At 59.7% G+C, this 12427-nt stretch carries 10 protein-coding genes; 5 read left to right on the forward strand and 5 right to left on the reverse strand.

Translation table 11 applies throughout. From position 1 onward, the window contains the following. Window positions 1–404 precede the first annotated feature (404 nt). The gene (locus MRY84_RS11175; protein WP_291505810.1) at window positions 405–584 is read left to right on the forward strand and encodes an antitoxin Xre/MbcA/ParS toxin-binding domain-containing protein; all 180 of its coding nucleotides are present in this window, start codon (window positions 405–407) and stop codon (window positions 582–584) included. Between the two features lie 91 nt (window positions 585–675). Further along, entirely contained in the window at window positions 676–1260 is a 585-nt protein-coding gene (locus tag MRY84_RS11180; RefSeq protein ID WP_291505804.1) for an HAD domain-containing protein, read from the forward strand. A 167-nt stretch (window positions 1261–1427) separates the two neighbouring features. Here MRY84_RS11180 and MRY84_RS11185 read toward each other — a convergent pair whose 3' ends face one another. Beyond that, entirely contained in the window at window positions 1428–2702 is a 1275-nt protein-coding gene (locus tag MRY84_RS11185) for a phospholipase D-like domain-containing protein (protein WP_291505805.1), read from the reverse strand. Between the two features lie 410 nt (window positions 2703–3112). On the opposite strand from MRY84_RS11185, the gene MRY84_RS11190 reads away from it, so the two are divergent. From MRY84_RS11190 to MRY84_RS11200, 3 genes are all read left to right on the forward strand, one after another. Further along, on the forward strand, window positions 3113–5515 hold the full coding sequence (locus MRY84_RS11190; protein WP_291505806.1) for a DNA polymerase II: 2403 nt from the start codon (window positions 3113–3115) through the stop codon (window positions 5513–5515). 471 nt (window positions 5516–5986) lie between these two features. Further along, on the forward strand, window positions 5987–6310 hold the full coding sequence (locus MRY84_RS11195; protein WP_291505811.1) for a heavy metal-associated domain-containing protein: 324 nt from the start codon (window positions 5987–5989) through the stop codon (window positions 6308–6310). An 18-nt stretch (window positions 6311–6328) separates the two neighbouring features. Further along, entirely contained in the window at window positions 6329–6832 is a 504-nt protein-coding gene (locus MRY84_RS11200) for a hypothetical protein (protein WP_291505807.1), read from the forward strand. A 75-nt stretch (window positions 6833–6907) separates the two neighbouring features. Here MRY84_RS11200 and MRY84_RS11205 read toward each other — a convergent pair whose 3' ends face one another. From MRY84_RS11205 to MRY84_RS11220, 4 genes are all read right to left on the reverse strand, one after another. After that, a complete protein-coding gene (locus MRY84_RS11205; RefSeq protein ID WP_056419579.1) occupies window positions 6908–7837 on the reverse strand; it encodes a sensor domain-containing diguanylate cyclase in 930 nt (309 codons plus the stop codon). Window positions 7838–7858: 21 nt separating this feature from the next. Then, window positions 7859–8746: an alpha/beta hydrolase gene (locus MRY84_RS11210; RefSeq protein WP_233589994.1), complete on the reverse strand. Its 888-nt coding sequence runs from the start codon at window positions 8744–8746 to the stop codon at window positions 7859–7861. A gap of 65 nt (window positions 8747–8811) precedes the next feature. Then, window positions 8812–11958 (reverse strand): efflux RND transporter permease subunit, encoded by a 3147-nt coding sequence (locus tag MRY84_RS11215; protein ID WP_291505808.1) that lies wholly within the window; start codon window positions 11956–11958, stop codon window positions 8812–8814. Continuing rightward, window positions 11955–12427, reverse strand: a 473-nt coding sequence (locus MRY84_RS11220) for an efflux RND transporter periplasmic adaptor subunit (protein WP_291505809.1), incomplete at its 5' end; no start/stop codon positions are given. The genes MRY84_RS11220 and MRY84_RS11215, both read right to left, overlap by 4 nt.

Genomic DNA, 12427 nt, shown 5'->3' on the forward strand with positions numbered 1-12427 from the left:
GCGCGCTCACGCACCTCGGGCGAGAACTTGTTCGTCTTCTTCATGGCTCAATCCTCTCAGAGTGTTGAGCCTCCTCAAAAACCGGGGCGATTCACCTGTGGCGATGCTCAAGCCCGGAGCAGGCAAGACTCACCGTGCCTACCTATGGGCCTACGCACCAGGTGCGTTCGAAGACATCTTTGGAAAGGTCCGTGACTTGAATGAAGGCGTTGTCTTAGAAACAGTCGGCATGGCCTGGCAATAACAAACTTCGACTCAGACCTACCGCCAACAAAGTTCAAAATTTGACGCGCAATCCCAAGGACTGCACCATCAGTGTTGCGCACTGAATTCCAGCCATTTCTACGGAGCAAGCCATGGCCCTTGAAGATGACATCGCTACTCTCACCGTGCTCGTACATGGCATGCTCGCAGAGTCAGGAGAGCAAGCCGGTTTTGATGCAAGGGCGTGGCTAGACCATTGGCTGACTGGGGTAGTCCCAGCATTGGGTAATCGGAGACCCATCGATGTCCTCAATGAGCCCGATGGCTTGGAGCTAGTAAGGAGCTTGCTCTCACGAGCTCAATCCGGCGCTTACTCGTAAGCCCAGGCAGGGATTTGGCTACTCAGGAGCCCTGTATGGACTTGTCACCATACCCGCTGACCGCTTCACACCATGCAGAATGCCTACGGCTATGCCCTCTAGCCAGAACTCCCCGTATCTCCCAGCGTCTACCCCACGCAGCGCGGACGTCGTTCTGTACCTAGACCTTGATGGTGTTGTTCACCATGAAAAGGTGCTCTGGCATCCCCGCAAGGGCATCTACATGAGCCCATATGAGGCTGCAGGACACTCTCTTTTCGAATGGATTCCTATCCTGGAATCGGTGCTTGAACCGTACCCGGCAGTCGCTCTGGTGCTGAGTAGCACCTGGTGCATCAGCCCCGGATACAGCGCAACCCTCAAACGGCTTCCGGCCTCTCTGCGTGCCCGTTTCATTGGTGGGACGTACCACAAGCGTGTCCATGGCGTGGATCCCTGGAACCTGTCCATGTTCCGCACCACCCCCCGGGGTGTGCAAGTCCAAGAAGACGCCCAGCGCCGAAAGCCCCGGCAATGGCTAGCACTTGATGACGATCTGGATGGATGGCCTGACTTCTGTCGGCAGAACCTGATCGCATGCGAAGGTACTACAGGCTTGTCTAGCCTCGAAGTCCAACACGAATTGAGGAATAAGCTGGGCAGCTGCTTTGCGGCTTTGGACACTAAACCTTCGTAGAACTTAAAGGAAGCATTTGGCGGACGACGTTGCCTTGCGTGAGCAGTTCTTCAACTGGCCGACAGCCGCTTGGCAACTAATCCGGTCACTGACACCCGCGCGAGATCCATGATGCGATAAAGTTTGCTCGACTTCTCGAACTAGCCATTAGCCATCGAGTTTTCGATTCATTTGACCTGGACCACCTTCGACCCGAAAAAACGCAGCACCTTGGTCGTCCTGCTGTTGATGATCGGCAGCTCCTCTCTATTGCACCAGCCGACGAGTTCTTGAACGTTCGCTTTTCCAAATTCTTCGAGCTTGTAGCGAGGATCGAAGACGACGTTCGCCATACGCTCCACGATGTCGCCCTCCCCGAAGACCAAGTAGGCTAGCGTCTCCCTCGTTCGCTTCGGGTCGTTATAGGTCGGGAAGACTTTCTTCCAACTCGGCAGGCCGCCATCGAAAAAACGGAACCTGTCGTGGAATGAGTGCAGCGTTGCAAGGCCGTCGAACAGCTCGCCGTCATCGGCGGCCATAATCGACTCGCGGGAGGCAAATACATGTTTGAGTCGCGGGTAATTTTCGCCTACGATTTTGTCTTCGAAGTGGGGCCACGACGTCGCCTTCCAACGTTCGATGAGCTCTCGGATCAAAGGCTCCTGCTCGGCAGGAGTCCGTAGCGGGGCCGACTCCCAAGACTCGCCAGTGGCCACCTTCTCGCGCACGAAGCTGATGAATGAGTCGATTTCGAGCCTCAGAGGAATATCCGCCTCGTCCGCCTTGCGATAGCCACTAGCTTTGTACACCTTGCGTACCACATCGAAGGCGGCGACTCCCTCTTGATAGGTCTTCCGGAAATGCGAGAGGAAAAGGGATTTTTTCCCGCGCTTCTTCTCCCCACGGTTAATGTTGGTCGGGGCCGTGTTGCCTAGCTTCTCCGCCACGTCGCGCGCAAGAGCGTCGGCCGCATCCTCGTGCTTCGAGAAATTCAAGTAAAGCTCCTTGTAGAGCTTCAACTGAGCTTGAGTTGGCACTTCCGCTCCGTCCCAATAATCGTCGAACACGGCGGCAAGCTCCGTGAAACGGTCATCCTCGGCGTCCACACGCACTACGACCTCCTGGTTAGACCAGACTGCGGCATGCGTGAGATTGGCCGATCCAACAAGCGCCACCTCGTCGCCGAAAATATAGAGCTTAGGGTGAAAGGTGCGCGCGGTATAGACCCTGAGCTGAAGGTTCGGCAGCGCCATCACCTCTTCGAGAGCTCTCGGACTCGTTGGAAAACCGAGGCGGACCACCATCTGAACACGACAGCCTTTCTCAATCAGCCGCTTGACCACGCCGGCCTCGGTAAAGAAGGCGACCGCAATGTAGACGTCCTGGTCGGGAACGCTAAGCCGTTCGATCTCATTTACGATGAAGTCTTTTTTCTCTGTGCGGTTGGCGAAAACGACGTTCACAGAAGTCCCTCCATGGTTGAGTCACCATTCTCTACTAATGGTCTCCGTTCGAGGGCTCGAGACAATCCGGTCCGCTTAAGTGCGAAACCGACAGCCCTGCTAAAAACCAACTCGAATGTCCGCCTCAAGCGGTCGGCACAGAGACTGAGCAGCGTGACTTCCCAAAGTCAGCATGGCCCGCTGGCGCCGCTGCGCTGACTCAGAACCACGCCCAAATGCGCCGCAGTATGGCGGGAGCTGGTCGGGCAGGACGGAATACATAACGGGATGGTTTGTCCATGGCCTTCTCGGTGTCGGTTTTTACAATACTGTACAAAACATCAGTATTATGCGCAAGAGTGTTTCGTAGCTCTTAACCTTGTTCGGCCGAGGCATCAGAATTAGCGCGCCACCGTCCTTCGCTCCACCTGATGTCCTCAGCCCTCGCACCCGCCGAACTCCGGGGCTTCATCCTCACCCGCAACTGGCGCGACCTCCCAGACGGCACCGAGATCGAATACTGGCTGGCCACCGAGGAGGGACCGAAGAAGGTGCTTCTGACCCAGCAAACCTCGGTCGCCTTCCTGCCTGTTCGCCACTGGGCTACGGCACAAGCCCAAATGGCAAACCTGCAGGGCTTGGAGGTGAAGGAACTCGGTCTGAAGACGTTCGACCAGCAGCCCGTTCTCGGTGTCTACACCCGCAGGTTCCGCGATCTCGGCAAGCTGGCGCGCGCACTCCAGCCACTGGGGGTCCCGCTGTACGAAGCGGATGTGCGGCCGCACGACCGCTACCTGATGGAGCGGTTCATCACGGCCGGTGTTCTGGTCGATGGAGGCCATCGGGAAGGCTCGACCATCATCGACGGCAGGTTGAAACCCGCGTCCGGTTGGCGCCCGGTATTGAAGGTGGTGTCGCTGGACATTGAGACGAGCGCGACCGAGGAGTTGTACTCGATCGCGTTGGATGGCGCGGGCGACCGGGTGGTCTTCATGCTGGGGGAGGCGCCAGTGCCAGCTTTGGTGTCGGCGCCGGCTGTACCACTGATGGATTTCAGGCTTGTGTACTGCTCAACTCGCAGGGCGATGATCGAGCAGCTCAATGCCTGGTTTGCAGACCATGACCCGGATGTCATCGTCGGCTGGAGCGTGATCCAGTTCGATCTGCGAGTGCTGCAAAAGACCGCTGATGCGAACTCCGTGCAACTGCTGCTCGGACGCGAGCGCCGCCCCATCGCATGGCGGACACACCCGGGACGGCAAGGCTACCTGTTCGCACCCATGCCCGGACGCGTGGTTGTCGATGGCATTGAGGCACTGCGGGCGGGCATGTGGAGCTTTCCGTCGTTCAGCCTCGAAGCGGTCTCGCAGAAACTGCTCGGTGAGGGCAAGGAGATCGGAGATGCCTACGACAAGATGGCCGAGATCGAGCGGCGCTACCAGGAAGACAAGCCCGCGCTGGCCAACTACAACATCCGCGACTGCGCGCTCGTCCTGCGCATCTTCGACAAACTGGAACTGCTGCCGTTCGTGCTGGAGCGAGCCCAGACCACAGGCTTGCAGATAGATCACTTCGGCGGCTCCATCGCCGCATTCAGCCACCACTACCTGCCGCGCATGCACCGCCTGGGCTACGTGGCACCCAACGTGGGTGACATCGCGGCCAAGGCCTTTCCCGGCGGCTATGTGATGGACTCCACCCCGGGCTTCTACGATTCCGTCGTGGTCCTGGACTACAAGAGCCTGTACCCCTCCATCATCCGAACCTTCCTAGTGGACCCAGTAGGCCTGGCAGAGGGAGAAAGCACCAACATCCAGGCCGGACTCGTGCGAGGGCCGCAGGGCACGCTGTTCTCGCGTGAGAAGCATTGCCTGCCGGACATCGTGACCACACTCTCGAATGCCCGAGACGAGGCCAAGCGGGCGCGCAACCAGCCGCTATCGCAGGCCCTGAAGCTGCTCATGAACTCCTTCGCCGGAGTGCTGGGCGCGTCCGAGTGCCGCTTCTTCAACCCGAAGCTGCTATCCGCCGTGACCTTGCGCGGCCATGAAGTGATGAAGCTCACTCGGACGTTCGTGGAGCAGCGCGGATACCAAGTCATCTACGGAGACACCGACTCCATCTTCATCTGGCTCAAACGCAACTATCCCAACGTAGAGGCGCACGCCATTGCGGCCGGCCTTGTGCGGGAGATCAATGCCTGGTGGACACGCAAGCTGCGTGAAGAGCAGCAGCTGGAGAACTTCCTCGAAATCGAGTTCGACACCCACTACGCCAAATTCTTCATGCCCACCATCCGAGGCTCGGACGTGGGCAGCAAGAAGCGCTACGCGGGCCTCAGCATCGATGAAGAGGGTCGAGAGGAGATGGTCTATCGGGGGCTGGAGATGGCCCGCAGCGACTGGACCCCTCTGGCACGCCAGTTCCAAGAGGGCTTGCTGTCACGCATCTTCCACGGTGAGCCCTACCGGAAGTTCGTGGCCGACTATGCGCGGTCGATGTTGGATGGCCAGATGGACGCGCTGCTCATCTACCGAAAACGCCTGCGCCACCGGCTCGATGCCTACGAGGTCAACGTACCGCCCCAGGTGCGCGCAGCACGCATTGCTGACGCACACAACGCGAAGTTGAACCGTCCTCAGCAGTACCAGCGTGGTGGCTGGATCGAGTACGTGATGACGCGGAGCGGCCCCGAACCTCTGGAGGCGCGGCATTCGCGCATTGACTATGAGCACTATCTCGTCAAACAACTCCAGCCCATTGCAGATGCGATTCTCCAGCCGCTGGGAGACAGATTTGTGGCATTGACGAGTGCGCAGAAGGTGCTGTTCTAGGGGGGGACGACCTGGGGAGATGTCCAGGATAGGACTGGTCGTCCGGCTGAGGGTGGCGTGGCTGCTTAGCGAGGTGGGCCGAACCCAAATCGCGCCAAATGGCAGTTCTGCAGCGGTTGCCGTCGCTCGTCCTGCCGCTATGGAAGTCCGCTGACGATCTCTCATCGGTCGTTCGGAGTAGTGGGCCATATTTTTGGATGGAGATAGAGAACACCAATCTATTAGCTCCTCACATGGCTTGCGCTTTCAAGCCAGCTTAAGCAGGTCCGCGAGGTCCATAGGCGGCTCGATAAAACGTTAAGAGCCTCTTAGCATGCAACTCGCCAAGCATGATCGCATCGGCATAGCCTTACATGCCTTGGCGACTGCCACTCTCGATCTTGACGCCCGGTTGATTTTTGCGAATGGGCTTGACCTTCTCGTCGTGACAAGGTTCATAGTCAAAACATGAATCAACTGAAGGAGGCTCACATGGTCCGTTTCAATGTTCCTGACATGACGTGCGGTGGTTGCGCCCAGCGCATTCGTCGAGCAATAGCTCAGGCCCCAATGCCGGCGGGCGTCGAAGTAGAAATCGATGTGGCCGCGCGGCAGGTCCGCGTTCCTGGGCAAGCCGAAGACGACACTGTGGAGCTTGTTCGCTCCGCAATTGAGCGTGCCGGATACAAAGCAGACGCCGTGGTGGGGACTTCATCGGGCCGAACAACCGGTGGCTGCTGCTGTGCGTCTCGGTCCACAACCTCTGTTGATGTGAATCAAGGCGCTGCGAACCGTACGTCGTCATGCTGCAGTTGAACTACCAAGGAGACCATCATGCGTCTGAACATCGTCGCTGGGCTGTTGACAACCCTATTCGTGGCAGGCTGTGCCGTCGCGCAATCGCCAAAACCTGAGGACGAACACGCAGGCCACCACCCCGGAGATGCACAGAGCGGCGGCGTCACAACCCAGTCTGCCCCGGCAGCCACTGCCGCGTCTGCACCGGACGCCTTTGATCGTCAGATGAAGGCGATGCAGGAAATGCACAAAAAAATGCAGGCGGCCAAGACTCCCGCCGAACGCTCAGCGCTGATGGAGGAGCACATGAAGCTCATGCAGTCAGGCATGGCCACGATGGGCGCGGGTAGTTCTGGTGGCATGGGGATGGGAATGATGCAGCAAGGGGCGCAGACCAAACCTGCCATGCCTGCAGCCTCCGGAAACTCGGGTATGGGAGGCATGATGGGCATGCACGCTCAAATGGAGCGCCGTATGGCCATGATGGAGCAGATGATGCGAATGATGGTGGACCGCCAAGCAGCCATGCCATCCAAGTAGTCTCACCGCGAACGTTCTTTGCGGGGGAAGCTATCACTATTCCAAACGCTGGTGAGCTGCGCGAGGCTGGGTGACTCAGTCACTAACCACTGTGCAGTTGCGCCCGAGCGCCTTTGCCCTGTAAACAGCTTCATCAGAGCGTTTTAGCAGCCGGGCGAGGAAATCCGCTCCGGTTTGGTGTACTGCACATGCCAGCCCGACACTGACCGTTACTGGCCCCGCCAATGAGCGAACCCGTCTGGCGCATTTGTGCACCCGCTCCGCGATTCGGGCAGCGGCTTCTGCGTCCGCATCAGGTAACCAGAGGACGAATTCTTCCCCGCCGTATCGCGCCACCAGGTCCGAACCACGGGCGCCTGCCTGTAACTGGCGAGCAAAGTTCACCAGCACCCGGTCGCCCTCGGGATGGCCATGCGCATCGTTGATCCGTTTGAAGTAGTCCACGTCCACCATCAACAACGACACGGAACTCTGTCGAGAGGCCGTCCGTTGCCACTCTTGCACGGTCAATTCCAGCGCACGGCGGTTTTTAAGACCTGTAAGCGGATCAGAGAGACTCAGTTCCGAAAGCTGGCGATTCTGCAATTCAACCTGTTCATTGCTGGCGGCCAAGCGCTGGGCAAGACCCTGGGCCTCTGCACGGGCCTTGATCAACTCGCCTTCGAAACGGCTGCGTTCGCGGGCCACAAAAAAGGCCCATACTATGTGGTCGCCCGTCTCCAGGCGCTTGCTGACCGCATTGACCATGACAGGAACAGTCTCGCCGCCAACACCGCGCAGGTGGAGGAATACTTCGCGCGCACTCTTGGCGTGATGCAGCGTGGGAAACAGGTGGGTCTGGCTGAAAATTCGAGAAGCTGGTGTCAACAGTTCATCCATGGAGTGGCCGAGCCAAAACGCCTCCGTGCCCCCGATCAGGACAAGGAACTCCCTGTTCATCCGCACGATGTGCCCCACCGGGTCCGTGATCATCATCGCGCAAGGGATGTCATCAACCGCCAGCATGTTCCGCCCTCTCGGTTTCGCTCACGCTAAGGAGAGATATCGCTGCATGGCGGCCGTCACCAAGTGCGGATGACTCATGTGGGCGCAGTGTCCGGTCACGTCCAGCACTTCCAGCGTGCTGTCCCTGAGCTTCTTGTGCATGTATTCCCCCACCGAATGGGGCGCCAACGCATCGTTGCCATGCTGCAAGATCAGACTCGGCCGGGTCACGCGTGACAGCTCCTCTCTGGTATCCGCAAAGAAGGTTGCCTGCGCAAAGATACGAGCCATCGTAGGATCGGTTGAGCAGAAACTCTCGGACAGCTCTCCGCCCAGACTGTCTGCCTGCGGCGCTCCCGCCACAATGGGTGCGAGGTAGCTGGACCAGCCCATGAAGTTCTGGTCCATGAGGTCCAATAGGCCCTCCAAATCCTGGCGCTCGAACCCTCCAAGGTAGTCCGGAGCGTGATTGATGTAGCAAGGCGACGGGCCGACCAGAATCAGGCGATCAAAAAGCATAGGTCGCTCGATGGAGGCCAGCAGGCCGATGCTGGCGCTGACCGAATGTCCAACAAAATGCACTCCGCGCTCGATGCCCAATGCGTCGCATACATCCAGCAGATCTTGCACGTAGCCTTTCAGACTTGCGTACTTCACGGGGTCAAAGGCGGCCAAGTCTGATTGGCCGCAGCCGACGTAGTCGAACAAGACCTGGTGGCACTTACCTTCAAAGGCCGGAGTGATGTGTCGCCACATATGCTGGCTACACCCAAAGCCGTGCGCGTAGACGAGCACGGGGACGTCCGGGCGAATTGCATCGATCACATGCACGTTGTTGCGCTTACGAATTTCCACTGTTGTTCTTTCCGGGCGGTCAGTCCGCAGATTTTGCACGCCTGACGCTTGCACCGTGCGCAAAATAGCATGCAAGCGTGCGCGATTGGGAGTGAGAAACAACTGGTTTATCGCTAGCACCAGCTTGCGCAACGCAGCGTTCAGCCTCCAGATGCCTCTGTTTTCACTCTCATTGGCTTTCGCAACAGCACATAGGCTGCAGGAATCACGAACAAAGAAAGCAGCGGTGCGGTCACCATACCGCCCAGCATGGGAGCCGCGATGCGGCTCATGACCTCCGAGCCTGTCCCGCTGCTCCACACGATGGGTACCAGGCCCGCCAGGATGACGGCTACGGTCATGGCCTTGGGCCGGACGCGTAGCACGGCGCCTTCCCGAATGGCGTCCAGAAGCTCCTCCAGCGTAGGTTGCCCGCCGTCTGGACATCTCTCTGCCAGCGCCTGCTTGAGGTAGATGAGCATGACCACCCCAAACTCTGCTGCCACCCCTGCCAGGGCAATGAAGCCAACGCCCGTTGCGATGGACAAGTTGTAGTTCATCAGGTACAGGAACCAGATACCCCCGGTCAATGCGAACGGCAGTGTCGCCATGATCAGTCCTGCCTCCCCCATGCGTGAGAAGGTCAAGTACAACAACACGAAGATGATCAGCAAGGTGGCGGGCACGACTACCTTAAGGCGGGCATTGGCCCGCTCCAGGTACTCGAACTGGCCTGAGTACGTGATGCTGACCCCGGGCTCCAGCTTGATCTGTCGGCTCACGGCATCGCGCAGCTCATTGGCCACGGAAGCCAGATCGCGCCCCCGCACATCGACATATACCCAGCCCGATGGGCGGGCGTTCTCGCTCTTGAGCATGGGTGGCCCATCGGTGATGGCGATGCTGGCCACCGTACCCAGCGTGATCTGCTGCCCCATGGGGGTGGAGATGGGCAATTGGGCCAAGCGTTCGGGCGAGTCTCTCCACTCACGCGGATAGCGCAGGTTGATCGGGAAGCGGGCCAAGCCCTCGACCGTTTCCGAGATGTTTTCACCACCGATGGCCCCGGAGACCACGGCCTGGATTTCGCTCACGTTCAGCCCGTAGCGACCTGCGGCCGTGCGGTCGATGCGGACATCGACATAGCGCCCCCCCGTCAGGCGCTCTGCCAACGACGAAGTCACTCCCGGAATGCCCTTGGCGACCTGCTCGACCTGTGCGGCGATCACATCGATCACCTTCAGGTCGTTGCCGGTCACCTTAACCCCGATGGGACTCTTGATGCCTGTGGCCAGCATGTCGATCCGGTTACGGATGGGCGGAATCCAGATGTTGGATAGGCCGGGGATTTTGACGGCCTTGTCCAGCTCCTCGATCAGGCCCTCGGGCGTCATTCCTGGACGCCATTGGTCTCTGGGTTTGAGCTTCACCGTGGTCTCGAACATTTCCAGCGGGGCCGGATCGGTGGCGGTCTCTGCGCGGCCCGCCTTGCCGAAGACGCGCTCGACCTCGGGCACCGTCTTGATCATCCGGTTGCTCAGTTGCAGCAGTTCGGTGGCCCGTTGCGCCGACAGGCCCGGGAGCGCTGAAGGCATGTACAACAGATCGCCTTCATCCAGCCTGGGCAGGAACTCGCCCCCCAACCGCGACAGTGGCCAGATCGTGGTCGTTAGCGCCAGCACGGCGATGACCAAGGTGGATTTAGGACGATGCAAGACCCACTCCAGGCAAGGCCGGTACACGGTGATCAGCGCGCGCGTGATCGGGTTCTTTTGCTCATCGGGGATGCGCCCCCGGATCCAGTAGCCCATGAGGACCGGGATCAGCGTGACGGAGAGACCCGCTGCCGCGGCCATCGCGTAGGTCTTGGTGAACGCAAGTGGCCCGAACAACCGGCCCTCCTGAGCTTCCAGCGTAAAAACGGGCACAAAGGACAACGTGATGATGAGCAGCGAGAAGAAAAGCGCAGGCCCAACTTCCTCGGCAGCTTCGGTGATCACTTTCCAGCGCTCTTCACCGACCAACTGCTGGTCGGGATGCTTGTGCTGCCAGGCCTCCAGCTTCTTGTGGGCGTTCTCGATCATCACCACGGCTGCATCCACCATGGCGCCCACAGCAATGGCAATGCCGCCCAGGGACATAATGTTGGCGTTGATGCCCTGGTAGCGCATCACCAGAAACGCAGCCATGATCCCCAGAGGCAGAGAAATGATGGCGACCAGCGCAGAACGCAGGTGCCAGAGGAACAAGACACAGACCACCGCCACCACAATGAACTCCTCTACGAGTTTGGTGGTGAGGTTCTGGATCGCCCGCTCGATAAGTGCGCTGCGGTCGTAGGTGGTGACGATCTCCACGCCCTGGGGCAGGCTGCTTTGCAGCTCGCTGAGTTTGGCCTTTACGGCCTGGATCGTTTCCTGGGCGTTCTTGCCCGAGCGCAGCACGACCACGCCTCCAGCCACTTCCCCCTCGCCGTCGAGTTCAGCGATGCCGCGCCGCATTTCCGGCCCGATCTGGAGCGTTGCGACATCACCCAAGCGCACGGGAATCCCGGCGCGCGACACCAGCGGGATGGCCCGGAAGTCGTCCAGCGTCTTGAGGTAGCCGCTGGCGCGCACCATGTACTCGGCCCCGGACAACTCCAGCACCGACCCACCCGTTTCCTGGTTGGCGCCCATGATGGCCTCACGCACCTGCCCCTGGGTCAGCCCTTGGGCTGCGAGCTTGATCGGATCAAGCACCACCTGGTACTGCTTGACCATGCCGCCCACCGACGCCACTTCCGCGACATTGGGCAGGCTCTTGAGTTCGAATTTCAAGAACCAGTCCTGCAGGGCCCGCAGCTGGGCGAGATCGTTCTTGCCGGTGCGGTCCACCAGCGCATATTGGTAGATCCAGCCGACCCCGGTGGCGTCGGGGCCGAGCGACGATTTGGCCGTGGCGGGTAGCCGCCCCTGCACCTGGTTCATGTACTCCAGCACGCGAGAACGCGCCCAGTACAGGTCCGTGCCGTCCTCGAACAGGATGTAGACGAAAGAGTCGCCAAAGAAGGAGAAGCCACGCACCGTCTTGGCGCCTGGGACGGACAGCATGGTGGTGGCCAGCGGATAGGTCACCTGGTTTTCCACAATCTGCGGCGCCTGGCCGGGATAGGAGGTGCGGATGATGACCTGGACATCCGACAAATCGGGAAGTGCATCCACGGGGGTGCTGCGCACGCCCCACACGCCCCAGGCCGTGAGCATCACGGTCGCCAGCAGAACCAGGAGTCGGTTCGCCACCGACCAGCGGATCAGGCGCGCGATCATGGCTTGATCCTTTCCACGGCAGTGATCACGAAGTCCTTGCCTTGCTGCTGGAAGGTGAACCTGACCTGCTGCTCGGGTTTCAATGTCGTGGCCAATTCAGGACTCGCCAGCTTGAAGGGCATGGTCATGCCAGGCCACTTCAGTTCAGGCACGGCATCATGGGTCAGAGTCAGCTCAGTCGGTGTGACCTCATCGACCACTCCCCGCACGGTAAAGCTTTTGGACGCCGGAGCAGCAGAGGTCGAAGGACCCTGTTCACTGATTGGTTGTGCGCTGCTGCCTTGAGACTGTGCAGGCAAGATTCCTCGCAGGCTGGCTTCCGAGTCGACCAGGAACTGTGCCGAGGCGACCACCTGTTGTCCTGCGGTCAGCCCGCCTTGAACGACGAGGCGGTCATCGATTTCCGCGCCGAGTTGGACCTCGACGGGGTGGTACTTGCCGGGGCCATCCACTACGTAGACCAGCGCCC

Source organism: Acidovorax sp. (genome assembly GCF_022763525.1).
Lineage (GTDB): Bacteria > Pseudomonadota > Gammaproteobacteria > Burkholderiales > Burkholderiaceae_C > Acidovorax.

Bases quoted from the DNA above. Each gene is read 5' to 3' on its own strand.
- MRY84_RS11175 (WP_291505810.1), top strand. From the start codon at position 405: ATGCTCGCAGAGTCAGGAGAGCAAGCCGGTTTTGATGCAAGGGCGTGG.
- MRY84_RS11180 (WP_291505804.1), top strand. From the start codon at position 676: ATGCCCTCTAGCCAGAACTCCCCGTATCTCCCAGCGTCTACCCCACGC.
- MRY84_RS11190 (WP_291505806.1), top strand. From the start codon at position 3,113: ATGTCCTCAGCCCTCGCACCCGCCGAACTCCGGGGCTTCATCCTCACC.
- MRY84_RS11195 (WP_291505811.1), top strand. From the start codon at position 5,987: ATGGTCCGTTTCAATGTTCCTGACATGACGTGCGGTGGTTGCGCCCAG.
- MRY84_RS11200 (WP_291505807.1), top strand. From the start codon at position 6,329: ATGCGTCTGAACATCGTCGCTGGGCTGTTGACAACCCTATTCGTGGCA.
- MRY84_RS11205 (WP_056419579.1), bottom strand. From the start codon at position 7,837: ATGCTGGCGGTTGATGACATCCCTTGCGCGATGATGATCACGGACCCG.
- MRY84_RS11215 (WP_291505808.1), bottom strand. From the start codon at position 11,958: ATGATCGCGCGCCTGATCCGCTGGTCGGTGGCGAACCGACTCCTGGTT.